General features: G+C 60.5%; 14 protein-coding genes. 3 read left to right on the top strand and 11 right to left on the bottom strand.

What is annotated here, in order from left to right; translation table 11 throughout:
• Nucleotides 1–43: 43 nt before the first annotated feature.
• The 11 genes from B9G99_RS02445 to pilM all read right to left on the bottom strand — a co-directional run bounded on the left by B9G99_RS02445 (nt 44) and on the right by pilM (nt 15264).
• Nucleotides 44–298, bottom strand: a complete 255-nt coding sequence (locus tag B9G99_RS02445) for a hypothetical protein (RefSeq protein ID WP_086620597.1) — start codon at nt 296–298, stop codon at nt 44–46.
• A gap of 159 nt (nt 299–457) precedes the next feature.
• The gene (locus tag B9G99_RS02450) at nt 458–1894 is read right to left on the bottom strand and encodes an FAD-dependent oxidoreductase (RefSeq protein ID WP_086620598.1); all 1437 of its coding nucleotides are present in this window, start codon (nt 1892–1894) and stop codon (nt 458–460) included.
• 13 nt (nt 1895–1907) lie between these two features.
• Nucleotides 1908–6362: a glutamate synthase large subunit gene (gene gltB, locus B9G99_RS02455; RefSeq protein ID WP_086623237.1), complete on the bottom strand. Its 4455-nt coding sequence runs from the start codon at nt 6360–6362 to the stop codon at nt 1908–1910.
• A gap of 467 nt (nt 6363–6829) precedes the next feature.
• The gene (locus B9G99_RS02460; RefSeq protein WP_086620599.1) at nt 6830–8197 is read right to left on the bottom strand and encodes a CitMHS family transporter; all 1368 of its coding nucleotides are present in this window, start codon (nt 8195–8197) and stop codon (nt 6830–6832) included.
• Between the two features lie 349 nt (nt 8198–8546).
• Nucleotides 8547–9629, bottom strand: a complete 1083-nt coding sequence (gene aroB, locus B9G99_RS02465; protein ID WP_086623238.1) for a 3-dehydroquinate synthase — start codon at nt 9627–9629, stop codon at nt 8547–8549.
• A gap of 66 nt (nt 9630–9695) precedes the next feature.
• Nucleotides 9696–10265, bottom strand: coding sequence for a shikimate kinase AroK (gene aroK, locus B9G99_RS02470; RefSeq protein ID WP_086620600.1), 570 nt, complete (start codon nt 10263–10265; stop codon nt 9696–9698).
• Nucleotides 10265–12322 carry a type IV pilus secretin PilQ gene (gene pilQ / locus B9G99_RS02475; protein ID WP_227875895.1) on the bottom strand — a complete coding sequence of 686 codons (2058 nt, stop codon included), beginning with the start codon at nt 12320–12322 and terminating at the stop codon, nt 10265–10267. The genes aroK and pilQ overlap by 1 nt, the downstream gene beginning before the upstream one ends.
• Before the next feature lie 104 nt (nt 12323–12426).
• Entirely contained in the window at nt 12427–12957 is a 531-nt protein-coding gene (locus B9G99_RS02480; RefSeq protein WP_086620602.1) for a pilus assembly protein PilP, read from the bottom strand.
• Nucleotides 12954–13610 carry a type IV pilus inner membrane component PilO gene (locus B9G99_RS02485; protein WP_227875896.1) on the bottom strand — a complete coding sequence of 219 codons (657 nt, stop codon included), beginning with the start codon at nt 13608–13610 and terminating at the stop codon, nt 12954–12956. Before B9G99_RS02485 ends, B9G99_RS02480 begins: the two co-directional genes overlap by 4 nt.
• Entirely contained in the window at nt 13607–14212 is a 606-nt protein-coding gene (locus tag B9G99_RS02490) for a PilN domain-containing protein (RefSeq protein ID WP_086620603.1), read from the bottom strand. Before B9G99_RS02490 ends, B9G99_RS02485 begins: the two co-directional genes overlap by 4 nt.
• Nucleotides 14209–15264: a type IV pilus assembly protein PilM gene (gene pilM, locus B9G99_RS02495; protein WP_086620604.1), complete on the bottom strand. Its 1056-nt coding sequence runs from the start codon at nt 15262–15264 to the stop codon at nt 14209–14211. The genes B9G99_RS02490 and pilM overlap by 4 nt, the downstream gene beginning before the upstream one ends.
• A 278-nt stretch (nt 15265–15542) precedes the next feature.
• On the opposite strand from pilM, the gene B9G99_RS02505 reads away from it, so the two are divergent.
• The 3 genes from B9G99_RS02505 to B9G99_RS02515 all read left to right on the top strand — a co-directional run bounded on the left by B9G99_RS02505 (nt 15543) and on the right by B9G99_RS02515 (nt 19953).
• A complete protein-coding gene (locus B9G99_RS02505; protein WP_086620606.1) occupies nt 15543–18074 on the top strand; it encodes a penicillin-binding protein 1A in 2532 nt (843 codons plus the stop codon).
• Between the two features lie 68 nt (nt 18075–18142).
• Nucleotides 18143–18979, top strand: a complete 837-nt coding sequence (locus B9G99_RS02510) for a DUF481 domain-containing protein (RefSeq protein ID WP_227875897.1) — start codon at nt 18143–18145, stop codon at nt 18977–18979.
• Between the two features lie 191 nt (nt 18980–19170).
• Nucleotides 19171–19953, top strand: a complete 783-nt coding sequence (locus B9G99_RS02515; protein ID WP_158521426.1) for a DUF481 domain-containing protein — start codon at nt 19171–19173, stop codon at nt 19951–19953.
• Nucleotides 19954–19974 lie beyond the last annotated feature (21 nt).

The following is a 19974-nucleotide window of genomic DNA, read 5'->3' on the forward strand; positions in this document are numbered from 1 at the left end:
CCCGCTAACGGGGCGCCCGTTTTCAAAAGACCTGCCGAATGTCTTAAATGCTGAGGCGGCTGTCTTCGAGCTTTGAAATCACCAGCTTCGAGCGGCGCTCGATCTCCTCGAGCATGCCGGCACACTCATCGGACATGCCACTATCGCGGATCTCGGCCAGCGCCAGCAGCGCCTTGAGCTGGCTGCTGGTCTCCAGCGCCTTGTTCTGATCACCGTCGTTGTTGCCCATGACATGATCTTCCAGTTCACGCATATGATTGTTGGCCTGATCCAGAATATTGCGTTCCAGCCTGATCATGTTCTTTACCCTTGTTTGATTCATTGCGATGTATTGCGAGGGGCGCCACTGTATAGATTCAACGGCGCATATACCACCGACATGGGGGCAACCCCGGCCGAATTCAAAATAAAAGGGGGCGCCGGCACGCGCCGACGCCCCCAGGCTGCCGGGCCCTGATCAGACCTGCAGATAGTCCAGAATGCCTTCTGCAGCCTGGCGGCCTTCAAAGACAGCGGTGACGACCAGATCCGAGCCGCGCACCATATCGCCGCCGGCAAAAATCTTCTCATTGCCGGTCTGATAGGCAAAGCGCTTCATTTCCATATCGCCCTGCTCGGGCGCCAGCACGCGGCCGCGGTCATCGATCTCGACGCGATGATCGCTGTACCAATCTACCTCATGGGGCTGAAAACCAAAGGCGACCACGACCGCTTCGCACTCGATGATCTCCTCGGAATCCGGCACCACCTCGGCACGCTGGCGTCCGTTCTCGTCCGGGTCGCCCATGCGGGTGCGCACCACCTTGATGCCCTCGACGCGGCCATCTTCACCCACCACCGCGATCGGCTGGCGATTGAAGAGAAACTCGACGCCCTCTTCGCGGGCATTTTTCACCTCGCGACGAGAACCGGGCATGTTGGCCTCATCGCGACGATAGACGCAGGTCACCTCGTCAGCGCCCTGGCGCAGGGCGGTACGATTGCAGTCCATCGCCGTATCGCCGCCACCGAGGACCACCACTCGCTTGCCCTTGAGCGAGACAAACTCAAAGTCGGCGCTGGCAAAACCCAGGTTGTGGTTCACGTTACCGATCAGATAATCCAGCGCCTTGTAGACACCTTCGAGCTGCTCGCCGGGGAAGCCCCCTTCCATGTACTTGTAGGTGCCCATGCCCATGAACACGGCATCAAACTCCGACAGCAGCTCGGTGATCGCAACATCGGTGCCGATGTTCACGCCCAGGCGGAATTCGACGCCCATCTCTTCGAACACCTTGCGACGGCGCTGCATGACGTGCTTTTCAAGCTTGAATTCGGGAATACCGAAGGTCAAAAGCCCGCCGATTTCCGGATAGCGATCAAACACCACAGGCTTGACCCCGTTGCGCACCAGCACGTCAGCGCAGCCCAGCCCTGCCGGGCCTGCGCCAATCACCGCCACGCGCTTGTCGGTCCACTCAACGCCTGACATGTCCGGGCGCCAGCCCATCGCAAAGGCGGTGTCGGTGATGTATTTCTCGATCGAGCCGATCGTCACCGCCCCAAAGCCGTCGTTGAGCGTGCAGTCGCCTTCACACAGACGGTCCTGCGGGCAGACGCGCCCGCACACTTCCGGCAGCGAGTTGGTGCGGTGGGAAAGCTCGGCGGCTTCCAGAATGTTCCCCTCGGTGACCAGTTTCAGCCAGTTGGGGATGTAGTTGTGTACCGGGCACTTCCACTCGCAGTACGGATTGCCGCAGTGCAGGCAGCGGTGCGCCTGGCTTGCGGCGTCGCGCGGGCGATACTCTTCATAGATCTCGCCGAACTCCTGCACGCGCAGGTGCGCTTCCTTTTTCTTCGGGTCCTGGCGACCCACATCGATAAACTGAAAATCGTTGGAGAGCTGTTCTGCCATTTGAATTCACTCCTCACTCGGGCCGGCGGCGGGATTCGGCCAGAAGGCTTCCAAGGCTTGCAGCCTTGGGCTTCACCAGCCAGAAATAGCGGACAAATTCGGTGAAATCCTCAAGGATCTCCTGACCCCAGGCGGACCCGGTTTCAGCAACATACGCCTCGAGGGTTTCACGCAGATAGCGCCGATAGGCTTCCATGTACTCGGTGTTGACGCGCTGAATCTCGACCAGCTCGTGGTTGTAGCTGTCCACGAACTCGCGATCCAGATCGAGTACAAAGGCAAAGCCCCCGGTCATGCCTGCCCCGAAATTGAGCCCGGTCCTGCCCAGCACCGTGACGACACCGCCCGTCATGTATTCGCAGCAGTGATCGCCGGCACCCTCGATAACCGCAAAGGCGCCCGAGTTACGTACCGCAAAGCGCTCGCCGGCCGTGCCCGCGGCATACAGCGTGCCGCCGGTCGCGCCATACAGACAGGTGTTGCCGATGATCGCTGTATGACGACTCTCGAAACGACTGTCCTTCGGCGGTGTGATGATCAGCTTGCCGCCATTCATGCCCTTGCCGACATAGTCGTTGGCGTCGCCTTCGAGATACATGTTGAGCCCGCGGGCGTTCCACACGCCAAAGCTCTGACCAGCCACGCCCTTGAGACGCAGCGTGATCGGCGTCTCTTCAAGGCCTGCCTCGCCGTAGCGCTTGGCAATGGCACCCGACAGCGTCGCACCGATCGAGCGATCGCAGTTGGTGGTGGTGAGGTGGAACTCACCGCCACTCTGATCCTCGAGCGCCTCGCGCGTCAGATCCATGATCTCGAGATTCTTCTCGCCACCATCGTGGGGCACGTTGCGCTCGACCTGACAGAACTGCGGCGCATCCTCGGGCACGAAGTCGTTATGCAACAGCGATTCGAATTCGAGCGCGCGCTGGGAGCGGGTCTCGCCCTCGATCTTCTCGAGCAGATCCACCCGCCCGATCAGATCGGTCAGCTGACGAACGCCCAGCATGGCCATCAGTTCGCGCACTTCCTCGGCAATGAAGCGGAAGTAGTTCTTGACCATATCCACCGTGCCGCGGAAATGCTCATCGCGCAGGCCCTGATGCTGGGTGGCGACACCGGTGGCACAGTTGTTGAGGTGGCAGATACGCAGGTACTTGCACCCCAGCGCCACCATCGGCGCGGTGCCAAAGCCGAAGCTTTCGGCGCCCAGAATCGCCGCCTTGATCACATCCAGACCGGTCTTGAGACCGCCGTCGGTCTGCAGTCGAATCCGCCCGCGCATGCCGTTGATACGCAGCGCCTGATGTACCTCGGGTAGCCCCAGCTCCCAAGGCGAGCCGGCATGCTTGATCGAGGTCAGCGGACTTGCCGCCGTACCGCCGTCGTAGCCCGATACCGTGATCAGATCGGCGTAGGCCTTGGCCACGCCCGTGGCGATGGTGCCGATGCCCGGTTCGGAGACCAGTTTGACCGACACCTGCCCGGCCGGGTTGACCTGCTTCAGATCAAAGATCAGCTGAGCCAGATCCTCGATCGAATAGATGTCGTGGTGCGGCGGCGGCGAGATCAGCGTCACACCGGGCACGGCGTAGCGCAGCCTGGCAATCAGCGCGTTGACCTTGCCACCCGGCAGCTGACCGCCCTCGCCGGGCTTGGCGCCCTGGGCAACCTTGATCTGCATGACTTCGGCGTTGACCAGATAGGCCGGCGTCACGCCAAAGCGCCCGGAAGCGATCTGCTTGATCTTGGAGGAGCGAATCGTGCCGTAACGCGCCGGGTCCTCACCGCCTTCACCGGAGTTGGAACGACCGCCCGCCTCGTTCATCGCCTGAGCCAGCGATTCATGCGCTTCAGGCGAGAGTGCGCCCAGCGACATGCCGGCACTGTCAAAACGCGGCAGCAGGTTTTCGACCGGCTCGACCTCATCGATCGAGATCGGCTCGGCACCGGGCTTGAGCTTGAGCATGTCACGGATGGTCGCTACCGGACGCTCATTGACCAGCGCCGCAAACACCTTCCATTTCTCGTAACTGCCTTCCTGCACGGCTTCCTGCAGCTTTTTGACCACATCCGGGTTATAGGCGTGGTACTCGTGACCGTGCACGTAGCGATAGATACCGCCCTGGCGGATCGGCTTGCGCGGCAGCCAGGCATCACGAGCCAGCAGTTCCTGCTGCAGCTGCAGCTCGGCAAAGCCGGTCCCTTCGATACGCGAGGCCATGCCGTGAAAGCATAGATCCATGATCTCGGACGACAGCCCCACCGCCTCGAACTGCTGCGAGCCGCGATAGGAGGCGATGTGTGAGATCCCCATCTTGGAGAGAATCTTGAACAACCCCTTCTGCAGACCGCGGCGATAGTTTTCACGCCCGTCTGCCGGATTGCCGGTCAGCTCACCGGTGCGGTACATGTCCGCCATGGTCTGATAGGCCAGCCACGGGTAGACCGCAGTGGCGCCGACACCGAAAAGCACCGCCATCTGGTGGGCGTCGCGGGCATAGCCGGTCTCGACCACCAGATTGACGCGCGGGCGCAGGGCCAGACGCCCCAGATGCTGGTGCACGGCGCCCACGGCCAGCGCCGGATGGATTGGCAGCAGGCCCTTTTTGAGATCGTTGTCGGAGAGCACCAGCACCACACAGCCGGCGCGGGCGCACTCTTCGGCCCTCTGACGCAGATGAACGATGGCCTCTTTCAGGCTCATCGAGTCGCTGTCATACATCATCGGCAGACGACAGCTGGCAAAGACCGGATCATCGTGCTCGGTCAGTGCCGTGAACTTGCGCGGTGATAGAACAGGCGTGGTCAGGATCAGACGATGAGCGTGATCCGGCGTGGCCTCGAAAACGCTGCGCTCGGCGCCCAGACAGGTCTCCAGCGACATGACGATCGCTTCACGCAGCGGATCGATCGGCGGATTGGTGACCTGGGCAAACTTCTGACGGAAAAAGTCGCTCAGAAGCCTCGGCTGACGCGACAGTACGGCCATGGGCGTATCGTCACCCATCGAGCCAACCGCTTCCTGACCGGTTTCGGCCAGCGGCCGCAGCACCTGGTCGCGCTCCTCGTTGGTCACAAGGAACATCTTTTCCATCGCCAGCAGCTGCCCTTCGTCCACGGCCTGGAACTGGGCCAGTTCGGTCAGGGCCGATTCCAGATAATGGGCGTTTTCCTTCAACCAGCGCTTGTAGGGATAAGCACGCTTGAGCTTGTCATCGACATCGCGGGTATGCAGCACTTCGCCGGTATGGGTATCCACCGACAGAATCTGACCCGGCCCGACGCGGCCCTTGGCCACGACCGAGCCACTGGGATAGTTCCATACGCCGATTTCCGAGGCGAGCGTGATATAGCCGTTGTCGGTGATCACCCAGCGGGCCGGGCGCAGGCCGTTACGATCCAGCATGCACACCGCATGACGACCGTCGGTCAGCACGATCCCGGCCGGGCCATCCCAGGCCTCCATGTGCATGGAGTTGTATTCGTAAAAGGCGCGCAGCTCGCTGTCCATGGTTTCGACGTTCTGCCACGCCGGCGGCACCATCAGGCGTACGGCGCGGTAGAGCTCCATGCCACCGGTCAGCAAAAGCTCGAGCATGTTGTCCATGCTCGATGAATCGGAGCCGGTCGTATTGACGACCTCCTCGAGCCCTTCAATGTCCTTCAGACGTTCGGTCGTGAAGTTTTCCTTGCGCGAGTTGGCCCAGCTACGGTTGGCCTCGATGGTGTTGATTTCGCCATTGTGGGCCAGAAAGCGAAACGGCTGGGCCAGCGGCCAGCGCGGCGCGGTGTTGGTCGAAAAGCGCTGGTGGAAGACACAGATCGCGGTCTCCATGCGCTCATCGCCCAGGTCTTGATAGAAGGTCGGCAGATCCGCCGGCATCATCAGACCCTTGTAGGAGACCACCTTTGAGGAGAGCGAGCAGACGTAAAACTCTTCCTCGCTCTTGAGCTTTTGCTCGGCATAGCGGCGCGCCATGTAGAGATCGACGTTGAAGTCGAGATCATCGTGGCGATCCTGTGCCGGTGACACAAACATCTGGCGAATGCGCGGCATGCAGGACTGCGCCAGCGGGCCACACACGCTTGAATCCACGGGCACATCGCGCCAGCCGTGAAACGCAAGGCCACGGGCGGCGAGTTCTTCCTCGACAACGCCCCGCGCCTTCATTTCACGCTCGTCGTCGTCGGGGAAGAACACCACGCCTACGGCGAAATTGTCACCCAGTTCGGCATCAAGCGACTCACGAGCGATATCGCGCATGAATCCTGTTGGCATCCCCAGCAGCAAGCCACAACCGTCCCCGGTCTTGCCGTCGGCATTGATGCCGCCGCGGTGCGTCATGCAGGTCAGGGACTCAATGGCCGTGGCCAGAAGATGATGACTGGACTGCCCTTCCATATGTGCGATCAGGCCGAAACCGCAGTTGTCTCGGAACTCGTCGGGCCGATGAAGACCTCTTGTCATGAACATGCCTCTCCGTAAACGCTAAAAAGCGAAGCATCAAGAAATTGACACGGTTGTAATGGGTCTAAAAGAAGGATACTCTGCCCGGTTATTTTTATTTCAGACAGCGCCTCTTGAGCGCCCGAGGTGGGAAAAGAGCTGCTTCGAGCATACGATAGACGGCCTTGCAGGCAAACCCCCCTGGCACCTTCCAGTTTTCAAAAAAACGGCTCAATTTCGAAGGGTTACACGCTTCCCACAATAAAAAAGGCTGTTTTCTCAAGACCTTAGGCCTGCACCCCAATAGCGCTTCAATCCGTTCGACGCCCTATAAAAGTGCGCGCCCACCCATGCCGTTTGTGCATAAGCCATGCCTTTTTTGATTTCACTCCGATTCAGAATCCATCGTCTCTTGAGCGCCACTGGCCCGGAAGAAAACTTCCGGGCCAGTGGCATCTCGGCGGGAACATCAATCCCTGTCAGGCGCCTCAATACAGGCCGAAGAGATAACCTACAAACATCATGATGAGGCTGAACCCCCAGAGATAGAGAAAGGCGTAGCGGATGTAGCGACCCATCTCCAGCCCGGCCAGGCCCAGCGCCAGCCAAAGCGCCGGTGAAAACGGGCTGATGAAGGTCCCAACGATACTGCCGATCGACATGGCATGAGCGACTGCAATCGAATCTATCGCGGCGCTGGCCGTAATCTGCTGAATGACCGGTAACAGTGCAAAGTAATAGGCATCGGTACTGGTCAGAAGCTCCAGCGGTACCCCCATGGTGCCGACCAGAATATGCAGCACGCTCACGGCCTGCCCTGGCAGAATCTGCGTCACATCCAGCGCGATCGATTCCAGCATGCCGGTGCCATTGAGAATGCCCAGAAAGGCGCCGGCAGCCGCAATGATCGCGCCCATGTTGAACGCCTGTGGCGCATGCTGCGTGATCACGCGCGACTGCGCCGAAAGACTTGGATAATTGAGCAACAGCGCCACGGACAGCGCGATCATGAAGATGTAGGCCGGTGCCATCAGACCCAGCGCCAGCGAGATGACCGTGACCAGCGTCAATGCTGCATTGAACCAGTAAAAGCGCGGCATGCCCTCATGAGTTCCCGAGGACGAAGCCTGCTCGTTATGATCAGACGCCTTTTCAGTGGTAGCCGTGCCCCCGGAGGCAATGTCGGTACTGCTGCCTGGCAGATAATGACGCGCGATGGCAGCTTCTACCCCACCGACCGCCTGAATCTGGCGCTTTTCACGCAACCCGAGCAGCGCAGCACCAATGACCGCCAGCATCACCCCAATCAGCTGCACCGGGATCAGTCCATGCCAGAGTTCATCAGGAGAGATATCGGTTACGGCCGCGGCACGACCGATCGGGCCGCCCCAGGGCACCATATTCAGAATCCCCATACTGGTCGCCATCAGGGTCAGCATCAGATAAGGGTTCATGCCCAGTCGGCGATAAAGCGGAATCAGCGCCGGCAGAACGATCAAAAAGGTCGCGGCACCAGCTCCATCCAGATGCACACAGGCCGCCACCAGTGCCGTCATGACCGCCACGGCCACCACATTGCCGCGCGTCAGCGTTACCATGGCCGAAATCAGGGGATCAAAGAGGCCTCGCTCTTTCATGATCGAGAAAAAGAGAATGGCAAACATGAACATGAAGGCAACGCCTGCCACCTTGTTCACACCCTGCTGAAAGAACTCCGAAATCTCGCTGATACCAAAACCGGCCAGCAACGCACCGATAAAGGGAATGGCGCTGAGTGCGATGATCGGGATGACCTTCTCAAACAGCAAAAGGATCACGATGGTGATAATGATGGCAAGGCCTATGAAGGTCAGCACCTCTACTCTCCTGCGCTTGTTGTCATGAAGGGACTACCGGCAAAGGCCGGCAGGCAAGCATCGGGCGAGCGTAGGGGGCAACACGGGGACAAGGCAAAGCTTACACAATTGAAAGAAAAGGATTTTTCAGTCGACCCCCAACATAACAATAAGACCTTGGTATCAGGCATTATCGACTTAACAGGAATCATTATTATTTGAAGCGGGGTTTGGAGAGCGAGCCTTTCAGAAATGAAAGACTTCATCGATGTAGCGATACTACTAAAGTTGAGTCAAAAAAATGGCCGGTGCACCATCGCACCGGCCATGAATCAGGGCCGACTCTTTACATCAGGAAAAACGCATCCACCTATTGTCTTTCCCAGTCTGCCAGCAGGTCATGAACCTGCCCTTCGTCGACCTCATCGGTAATACAGGCGTCGCCAAAGGCCTTTAACAGCACCAGCCGCAGGCGTGCATCCGTCACCTTCTTGTCCAGATGCATCAACTCCAGAAAACGCTCGGCGCTGACGCTGGCCGGCGCATGGCGCGGCAGGCCGGCCGCCTCGAGCAGCATTGCCACGCGCTTGACGGCGGCCTCATCAAGCCAGCCCAGTCGATGCGACAGGGCTGTGGCCATCATCATGCCGGTACCCACCGCCTCGCCATGCAGCCAGTTTCCGTAGCCCATTGCCGTTTCTATTGCGTGACCGAAGGTGTGGCCCAGATTGAGATAGGCTCGTACACCCTGCTCGGTCTCGTCCTCCACCACGATCTCGGCCTTGACGGAGCAGCTTTTGAGGATCGCCTCGGTCAGGAGTGCAGCGTCCAGCGAGCGTAGACCGGTCATATTGGTTTCAAGCCAGGTCATGAAGGCCTCATCGCGGATCAGGCCGTACTTGATGACCTCGGCAAGCCCGGCGGTCAGCTCACGTGCCGGCAGGGTCTTGAGCGTATCGGTGTCCACAATGACCGCGCGCGGCTGATGAAAGGCGCCAATCATGTTTTTGCCACGGGGATGATTCACACCGGTCTTGCCGCCGACCGAGGAGTCCACCTGCGCCAGCAGCGTGGTCGGAATCTGGATAAAGGCGATGCCACGCTGATAGCAGGCAGCGGCAAACCCCGTCATGTCGCCGGTCACGCCGCCGCCCAGTGCGATCAGGGTAGCGCGCCGGTTGAAACCGGCCGCCAGCAGGGCGTCCCAGATCCGTTCGACGTGCTCGAGATTCTTGGTCGCTTCACCATCGGGCAGCACCACTTCATGCACGTCATGACCCGCGAGGGTCGCCTTCAAGCGCTCAAGATACAGCGGCGCCACAACCTCGTTGGTCACGATCATGACCTGGCGCCCGGCAAGATGTGGCGTCAAAAGCGAGGCATCGTCCAGAAGACCCGGGCCGACATGAATGGGATAGTGACGATCCGGCAATTCCACCGTGAGGGTCTGCATCTGCGACATCCATTGATCCGTAAAGAGATGATGGCGGTGTCTCGCACCGCCGCTGACGGGCATTGACTAGAGCGAGTAGCCTGACAGGTCAGTGCAACAGCCACGCGCGGCGCTGCTCGCATAGCGTCGGGTGCGCCGGCGAATCTCGGCCACCACCGAGCGTGGGCTGCGCCGGTCGGTACTGACAATCAGGGTGGCGGTATCGCGGTAAAGCGGGTCACGCAGCTCCAGCAGTTCGCGCAGGCGCTGCTCGGGATTCTCGCACTGCAACAGCGGACGATTGCGGTCACGCGCCGTGCGTTTGAGCTGCTGCTCGATGGTGGTGGACAGGTATATGACCACGCCCCGCTCGCGCAGCAGGCGCCGATTGGTCGGGTGCATGACCGCCCCGCCACCGGTGGCCAGCACGATGCCCTGATAGCGGGTAATTTCATCAATGACCTGAGCTTCGCGAAGACGAAACCCGGCCTCACCCTCGACATCAAATATCCAGGGAATATTGCAGCCACAGCGCTTTTCGATAACGTGGTCGCTATCAAAAAAGTCGCGGTGCAGCTCGGCCGCCAGCGTGCGACCGATGGTACTTTTACCGGTCCCCATGGGGCCGATCAGAAACAGATTGGGTAAAGCCTGCATTAGCGCACCGTCAGGGTGTCCTCAAGGATCCTTGGCGTAATGAACACCAGCAATTCTACCTTTTCATTGGACTGCTCGGTATAGCGAAACAGTCGACCAAGGCCCGGCAGGTCACCAAGGAAAGGAGTCTTGTACAGATTGTTGACCTGCTCGGTAGAGAGGATACCGCCAAGTACGACCGTTTCACCATCATTGACCAGCACCTGGGTCTGAATTTGATTGGTATCGATGGCCGGCACACCGTTGTACTGATTGCTGGAGACGTCGTCATTGTTGACGATCAGATCCATGATGATGCGATTGTCGGGCGTGATCTGAGGTGTGACTTCCAGCGACAGCACCGCCTCCTTGAACTGCACGGTGGTGCCGGTCAGGGTGTTGTCGCCGCCCTGCTGATAGGGAATTTCCTGCCCCTGCTTGATCAGGGCCGGGTGCTGATTGGCCGTGATCACCTTGGGCTGGGAAATTGTCTGGCTCTTGCCCTCGGACTCCAGCGCATTGAGTTCCAGGTCCAGCAGCACATCTCCCGAGAGATAGCCAAAGCTGAAGCCGGTGGTAGGCGCTACGGCGTTACCCAGATCCACACTCAGCCCACCGTTGGCCGCCAACCCATTGGAGGCACCGTTCAGATTGATGCCGCTTGACGGCGTGCCCGGTCGTGACAGCCCCCATCGCACGCCCAGCTGATTGACCACCCGGTCGCGGGCGATCACGATGCGCGCCTCGATCTGTACCTGGCGCACCGGTACATCCAGATGATCGATGGTGCGACGAATCTCCTCGATACGCTCGCGGGTGTCCTGCACCAGCAGCGTGTTGGTGCGTTCATCCACTGACACGTGTCCACGCTCGGACAACAGTCCGAGCCCCTGCTCTCCACGCAAAAGTGCCGCCATGTTGACCGCCTTGGCATAGCGCATCTGCAGATAGTCGGTGGTCAGCGCCTCGTTGGCCGACATTCCCTGATCGGCCTGAGCGACACGCTGCGCCATACCGGAAAGCTCCTCGGCGGGCGCCACCAGCAAAACGTTGCCGCTGCGCCGACTGGCAAGGCCACGGGTCTGGAGAATCAGATCAAGCGCCTGATCCCACGGTACCTGGCGCAGGTTGATCGTCACGTTGCCACTGACGCTGTCACTGACCACCAGATTGAGCCCGACCTCATCGGCCAGAATCGACAGCACCGTACGCACATCGATGTCCTCGAAATTCAGCGAGATGCGCTTGCCATCAAAGGGAAACTGCGACTGCAGGCGACCGGCAGCGGCAGAGCCGGCCGGCGACACCCGGATCACGGCCTCGCTTCCTCGCTGGGTGGCCATCGCCACCGCCCCAGGCGCCATGGCCAGCGTCAGTACCACATCCTCACCCGACTGCGAAGGCGTCACGCGGGACACGGGGGTTGCAAAATCGCTGACATCCATGATGCGCTGCCACTGCGGCGTCAGCCGCACGCCCGACAGGCGTACGCGAGCCTGATCGCCCTGTACGTCCAGCTGGGGCGAGATGCCCTGTCGATCCAGCGTCACGATCAGTTCACCGCTGCCCTGACCGGCAGCGCGATAGTCAATGTTGTCGATACGGGCCCGGGCGTCGCTGCCCGCCGTGGCAGCATCATCATAGCCCCGAGCCGTCGCACCACCGGCCCGAACCGCGGCAATGCGCTGCAACAGATCGCCGTTCCGGGCGTCGTTGCTGCCTGAGTTGCGATCGCCGAGTCTGACCTCCAGCACATTGCCGGCGGCGGAGAGCTGCCACCCTACCGGGCGCGCCATGGCCAGAGTGACGCGCAGTCGATCGCCGGAAACGCGCGCCTCGGCGGCATCGACATTGGCACTGGCCAGCGGCACGCGCGAGGACGACAGCCGACTGCCGGCACCGTCGAAATCCAGCATCAGCCGCTGTGGGGCGCTCAGCATCGTGGACTGAGGCACATTGACCGGACCATCAAAGACCAGCTGAACGAGCTCTCCCGAGCCTGTCTGTCGAGAGGTGATATCGGTCAGAGAAGCCGCATTAGCAAGCACCGCCCCCACAAACAGTACAAGGCCTGCCACGAAGGCCGCAGCGTTACGCCATCGTCTGTACCGATGGCTCGAAACGATCGTGGCACATGGGCCGGACAACGGCCGACCGCGATAACCATGATGACCCGTTGGTGTCATGAGTTTGCTCCCAGCGTCAACGTGCGGCTGACTTCACTGAAACCGCCGCGTCCATCCGGCGCCAGCTCTGTAATCTCGATATGGTCACTGCCTATGCGAGTGACCCGTCCACTGTTTTCACCAATATGTTCCCGGTATCCCAGGCGTACGACCCGGCCTTCCGGCGTGCGGATCAGCGCAATCGTGCGCGCGCCCACACTCAGGGTGCCGACCAGTCTCAGGGACTCCAGCGCATAGCGTTCCAGCGGTTCGCGCGCGCGCTCGGGGTCCGGACTGACGCTGCCTGGGGATGGCGACGCTGCAGGTGCTGCAACCACCATGCCCGGTGCGCTGGCGAAGGGGCTGCGACGCCCGCCGGCATCATAATGCAGGGGTTGATAGGCCGGCTGTTCGGGCAGCGCATCCAGATGACCGACCGGGCGATTGCGCAGCGTCTCGAGCTCGGCATCCAGCTGCGCCGTGTCATTGCGCTCACAGCCCCAGAGCGCGAGGCAAAGCGTCATCACTACAAGAGGCGCGGCGTTCATGGCGCCACCGCCTTTGACGAGGCACCTTCGGCCTGACCGGGTTCATAGCGATAGGTTTCGGCCTGCAGCGACAGCACCAGCGCATCATTGGCCTCGCCGGTCGTGGGCACCAGGGTAAAATCGTGCAACGTCACGATGCGCGGCAACTCCGCCACGTGAGAAATAAAGGCGGCCAGACGGTGGTAATCGCCGCGTACCTGAATTTCCAGTGGCTGGGTAATATAAAAAGGATGCGATTCGGGCGAGGCCAGTCGAATGAAATCGATGTCGAGCTGCTGGCGACGGGCAGCGTCGCTGATGTCATCCAGCAGCGCCGGCACTTCACTGTCCGTGGGCAGCATGCTCAAGAGCGTCCCCATGCGAACATCCAGCTCCTGCATACGCTGTTCCAGCAGCGGCAGATTGGCCGCCTGAAAGGCACGCGTGGCGTACTGCGATTTCAGCGTCTCGACCTGCGCACGCGCCTCATCCACCGCTTGCGCGACCGGGGCTGCCAGATACCACTGCGCCCCGAACGCCACAAACAGGGTCACCAGCACGCAGAACAGCACGCGCAAAAGCCAGGGCCAGCTGCCGCCCTCTTCCAGACTCAGCTCGGTCAGGCGTACCTGACGCAGCCGCTGCCATTCAAGACGCCAGTCGATACGTCTCATGGCAACGCCTCCGAACTCGCTGGCACCTCATGCAGGGGGTGTTCCGGCACCTGCAGGTTAAAGCGCCGACGGTTCGAGCGTTCATCCTCGGCACGCACATCAAGCAGCAGGGGCTCTCCCAGGACCGGCGCACCCGAGAGCGCCCGCATCTGGTCGGACACCTGACGATTGGTCGTGGCCAGGCCACTGATCTCGAGCTGACCATCATGGCGATTGACCCGGTCATAAACCACGCCATCGCTCAGGGTATCGGTCAACGCCTGAAAAAGCGCCACGGTCTGGGAGCGGGAGAACTGCAGCTGACGAATCAGCTCGATGCGCCCCTGCATCTGATGACGCTTGTCCTCCAGCAAATGTCCCTGGGTAATGTCCTGCTCGAGGTGCTCGGTGCGCTGCTGAATATAAGCGATGTCATCATTAATGCGATCAAGCTGGTACTGCTGCCAGGACTGACATAAAAATCCGATGCACAGCCCGAGTATCACGCTGAGTACAAGCCAGAGATGAAACCGGCGGGTACGACGCTCACGCGCTTGCTCACGCCAGGGCAGCAGGTTGATATCGATCCGGACATCGCCGGGCCTTTCAATGACCGTGCTCATGACAGTGACCTCATGGCCAGCCCGCAGGCGGTCATCATGGCAGGGGCATCCATGGACAGTCGGACGTGATCGATCCCGCTGCCAATGCGCATGCTGGCAAACGGGTTGGCAGGGATCACCTCGAGCCGACTCTCCTCGGCCAGACGCTCGGCCAGACCTTCGATAACGCTGGAACCGCCGGCAAGGATCAGGTGCTCGATTTCACAGGCACCGGCTGTGGTGTAGTAAAGCTTCAGCGAGCGCATGATCTGCTGCACCAGTGACTCGCGAAAGGGATGCAAAACGGCAGAACGATAGTCCGGCAGATCGCCGGCCTTCTTGGCACGCCCGGCCTCCTCAAAGGTGAGGCGATAGTGCTGACGAATCTGGTCGGTCAGCTGGCGACCGCCCATGACATTATCGCGGGTATGCACAATGCGTCCCCGATGGACAATGTTAAAGGCGGTCATGCTGGCGCCGATATCCACCAGTGCACTGCCCCGGTCGGGATGATGGGCAATGCCGGACAGCAGATAGCGCGTGGCGCGCTCCATGGCGAACATTTCGACATCCACCACCGCAGGCTCGAGCCCCACCTGCTCCAGTACATCGGTCAGCAGCTGCATGTCCTGACGTCGGCAGGCCACCAGCAGGATATCCTGCTGATCGTTATAGCGGGGGTTGAGGCCCAGACGCTGAAAGTCGAGCGTCACCTCATTGAACGGAAACGGAATATGCTTGTCCGACTCCATGGCAATACGCTGGCTGATGTCATCATCATCAAATGACACCGGCATGCTCAGCACCTTGGTAATGACGGCGCCGGTAGGGAGAGCCACCACGGCACGGCGCGTCCGGGGGCCGGCATGATCCATGGCACGCGACAGCGCCATGACCACCTGATCCATGTCACGAATGCGGCGCTCGACCACGGCGCGATCCACCAGCGGGCGCACGGCCCAGGAGGCCACCCGCCAATGATCACTTTGACGCTCCAGCTCGAGCAGCTTGACGGTGGCAGAGGTAATATCCACGCCGATCAACCCCTGTGTCGCACGTCCAAAACCCAGCACGTCAGTCCTCCAGCCAGTGGCCCGTCTTTTGACGTTGTTTATAACGTGTTCAGGATCACTCTGATGACACAAATAACGGGGTTTACGCACGCTTTAAACGGTTTTAAAAGCATGCACTCTGTGCTCGACTACCCATTAACGCTGGTCGCCCTGGCGCCGGCTACTTATAATGCCCGGCTTGCTAGTGCCATATTTCAGCGCGGTCTTCGGCAACGACGCCAGACGGTCACCGATACCCTGCGCACTCAAGCCCGCCTCATCGACGGAACACGTGTTACATGACGTTCATCAAGCGCCTGGTTTTTCATCTCTTCTTCCTGCTGCTTGCCATAACGGCGGGCATTGCACTTTCTGTAGCTGGCGCTGCGCTCTACTTCGCCCCCAGCCTGCCCGACGTTCATCAGCTGCAGGACTATCAGCTCGAGATGCCGCTGCGGGTCTATACCCGCGACGACAAGCTCATCGGCGAGTTCGGCGCCCAGCGCCGTCAGCTGGTCAAGGGAGATGAGATTCCGCAGAACTTCATCAATGCCCTGCTGGCCGCCGAAGATGCCGGCTTCTATCAACACCCGGGCGTGGACCCGCGCGGTTTGCTGCGTGCCGCACTCGAGCTGGGCACCAGCGGCCGCATTCGCTCTGGCGGCAGCACCATTACCATGCAGGTGGCCCGTAACTACCTGCTCACCCTGGATCAGACCTTTACCCGCAAGATTCGCGAGATCCTGCTGTCGCTGCAGATGGAACAGATCCTGTCCAAGCAGCAGATCCTTGAGCTCTATGTCAACAAGATCTATCTGGGCCAGGGCGCCTATGGTGTGGGGGCTGCCGCCGAAGCCTATTTCGACAAGCCGCTCAACGAGCTGAGCCTGCCGGAGCTTGCCACCATCGCCGGCCTGCCCAAGGCACCGTCAAGCCTGAATCCAATCAGCAACCCCCAGCGCTCGCTGATTCGCCGCAACTGGGTGCTGCTGCGCATGCATCAGCTCGACATGATCGACCAGCAGGCCTATCAGAACGCCGTCCAAGCCCCGATCGAAACCAGGCGCCATCATGCCCAGCCTGATGTCCAGGCCCCCTGGGTGGCCGAAATGGCGCGCCAGTACGCGCTGGAACGCTTTGGCGATGAGGCCTATACGGGCAATTACCGCATCGTCACGACCCTTGACAGCAAGATGCAGGAAGCGGCTCGCAATGCGCTGGTCAATGGTCTGGTGGACTATGACACCCGTCATGGCTGGCGTGGCGCCGAGCAGAGCGATATTCCGGCCAGTCTGTCCGAGGCTCAGGACAACACCGACCGGGCCGGGCTGGAGGAAGAACTTTCAGAATCACCGGAAGTCGAAAGCACCGCCCGCGAGGCGGCGGCGCGCAGCAAGGCGTCGGTTCCGGGCGTCGACGGCGATGTCAGCAACTGGCAGCGCGTGCTGGATGCCACCCCGCGTCTGGGCCCGCTGCAGCCGGCCATCGTGATCAACACCAATGGTCGCACCATGCGCGTGCTCAATGACGATGACGAGGTTATTACCATTGAGTGGCCGGGCCTTGAATGGGCGGCACGCTACCTGAGCCCACGTGGCAGGGCCGCGGCCCCCAACAGTGCCGGACAGATCGCCAAACGCGGTGATCTGGTGCGCATCATGGAGCGCACCCGCGGCGACGGCTGGCGCCTGGCACAGATGCCCCAGGCCGAAGGTGCTCTGGTCTCGCTGGACCCGCAGACCGGCGCCCTGAGAGCCCTGCAGGGCGGTTTCAGCTTTGCCAACAGCAAGTTCAATCGCGTCACCCAGGCCCGTCGCCAGCCCGGCTCCAATTTCAAGCCGTTCATCTATCTGGCCGCGCTTGAAAATGGCATGACCCCGGCCACCATCGTCAACGATGCGCCGATCGTTCAGGCCGGTGTTGGTAATCAGGATGCCTGGCGCCCGGAGAACTCCGAGCGCAGCTTTGGCGGCCCGACCCGACTGCGCGTGGGGCTTTACCGCTCACTCAACCTGGTGACCATTCGCACCCTGCAGTCGGTCGGCCTGGACAACACCATCGACTTTCTGGTCAATATGGGCTTTGAACGCAAGCGCCTGCCGCACGGCCTGTCGCTGGCGCTGGGGACAGCCGAGCTGACCCCGCTGGAAATTGCCCGCGGTTATGCCGAGATCGCCAACGGCGGCTTTCGCATCAAGCCGTGGTTTATCGAGCGCGTAAGCCAGGGCGAGGATGGCCCCAACCTGCTTGAAGAGACCAATCCGCCGGCCGCCTGTCGCGAGTGTGATCCGATGGACGCCACTGTCACCATTGATGATCGCACCTACCCGATCGCCGAACGTGTGGCCTCGCCGGACTCGGTCTACATGCTGCGCACCATGATGCGTGATGTAATCGAGCGCGGTACCGGTCGCGCCGCACTGTCGCTCAATCGCGGTGATATCGCCGGCAAGACCGGTACCACCAACGATCAGCGTGACGCCTGGTTCTCGGGGTTCAACAACAACGTCGTGACCAGCGTCTGGGTCGGCAAGGACAGCAACGAGACCATTGCCGAGTATGGCGCTCAGGCCGCTCTGCCCATCTGGAAGGACTATATGGGCACCGTCCTCAAGGGGACGCCCGAAGCCGCGCCCAGTGCGCCTGACGACATCGTGACCGTGCGCATTGACCCGGATACGGGTAAACGCCTGCACGATGAAGACAGCGGCGGCATTACCGAAATCTTCCGGAAGGATAATCTGCCGCCCTATCAGCCGCGCTCGATTCGCCCTGAGCTTGAATCGGAAAGCGGTTCTCAGGGAACAGGCAGTTACGACGCCATTTTCTGATCACCCTCATCTACCTGTCCGGGCGCCCTGCCCGGACAGGTCTTTAAATCGCAACGATATCCATGACCATGAACCTACCCGTTCACGCCAACAGCACCATCACGACCGCATTTGACATGGCAACCCTGCCTCACCGGCACCGGGCCTGTCGTCGAAGCCTCGGCGTTCTTGTGCTGGCCGTCATTGCATTGGGCTGGTATGACAGTGCCAGGGCTGCCGATTCGCTGTTTTATGCACCGCCGCCTCCAGGCGATGATGCCGTGCCCTTTTCAGGGGCCATCGAGCTTGGCTACACGGCGCTGTCCGGCAATACCAATACCGAAACCCTGCTCGGCAAGGGCCGTATTACCTGGTACGACCAGGCCTGGACGCACACCACCCGCGCCGAGGTGAAAAACGTCAAGGACAGCGAAAACACCACTGCCGAGCAGTATCTGTTCAGCCAGCGTGAGCGCTACTCGCTTGGAGATTCTCCCAACTATCTGTTCGGGCTGGCACGTTACGAGAAGGAACGTTTTTCGGGCTACGACAATCAGTTCACGACCATCATCGGCTATGGCCGTCAGATCTTTGACACCGACCTTCAGGCCCTGTCGCTGGAAGCCGGCCCCGGCTATCGCTTCGACGATTACGAAAGCGGCGGCAGCCGACACATGCTGCTGGGCTACCTGGCCGCCGACTATTCGATATCGATTTCCGATACCGCAAGCCTTATCCAGCAATTTTCGGTGGAAGGTGCAGAGGACAATGTCACCCTTCGCTCCTACTCCGCCATTTCGGTGGCCATCAATTCAAGCCTGTCGCTTCGGGTATCCCACGACATCAAAAGCAACTCCAATCCGCCGCGTGAAGCGGATGCCCATACCGATCGCACGACAGCTGCCTCGGTGGTTTACAACTTCTAACGACGTTCAACGTTTTGGCCAACGAAGACATCATGCCTCACAAAACGTGACCCCAAACCTCGTGTAGCCCCCACACCTTCCGGGCAAACTGCCCTCGCGCGGCGGCAATGCTTCAGACCGCGCCATGCCCCGGAGCAAGACCATCACTGCTGCTATCGCAGCGTATCGGTATTCAAGAGATCTGCATCATCATGGGTTTACGCTATACACGTTTTTTTGTGCCATTCATCCCTTTTCTCGTCACGATGACACCAGCCGGACAAACTCTGGCCGCCGACAACGAAAACTTTGCCGGCTACTCAACGCTTGAAAGCGCTCAACAGGCCGATGATGACTTTGATGGAGAGTACGCGCTGGGCTATACGAAACTCTCCGGCAACAGCAACAGTTCCAGCCTGCGCACCCATGCCGACCTGACCTGGTATAACGGCCCCTGGTCGTGGAATTTCTATGCCGGCATCAACAGCGCCAGCGATGAGGACGACACCTCGGCCGAAAACTATAACCTTGGCGGGCGCACGCGCTATGACCTTGACGAAGACAACTATCTCTTCGGTCTGGCACGCTGGCGCAAGGATCGCTTCGCCGGTTATAACTCCCAGAGCACACTGGCCGGCGGGTATGGCCGCCAGCTGCTCAGTGGGCCGCCCCAGTCACTCTCGGTCGAGGCCGGACCCGGTGTGCGCCGCGACAGCTACACCGATAGCGACGAAAAGAAATATCGGGCGCTGGCCTATGGAGGACTAAACTATCGCTGGCAGGTCTCGGATACCGCCACCTTTGGTCAGGATCTAGTCATGGAAGCCACCGGACTCAATCTGATCATGCGCTCCCAGACCTCGATGACGGTATCCATCAACGACGCCCTGGCGATGCGTCTGTCCTACGATGTCGACTTCAATGACGACCCGCCTGAAGACGCCCAGCACAAGACCGATACCACCACGGCCGTGTCGGTGGTCTATGACCTCTGACACGGTGCCATGAAACCTGCA

Origin of the sequence: Kushneria konosiri (assembly GCF_002155145.1) — a bacterium.
In the GTDB taxonomy this organism is placed as follows: domain Bacteria; phylum Pseudomonadota; class Gammaproteobacteria; order Pseudomonadales; family Halomonadaceae; genus Kushneria; species Kushneria konosiri.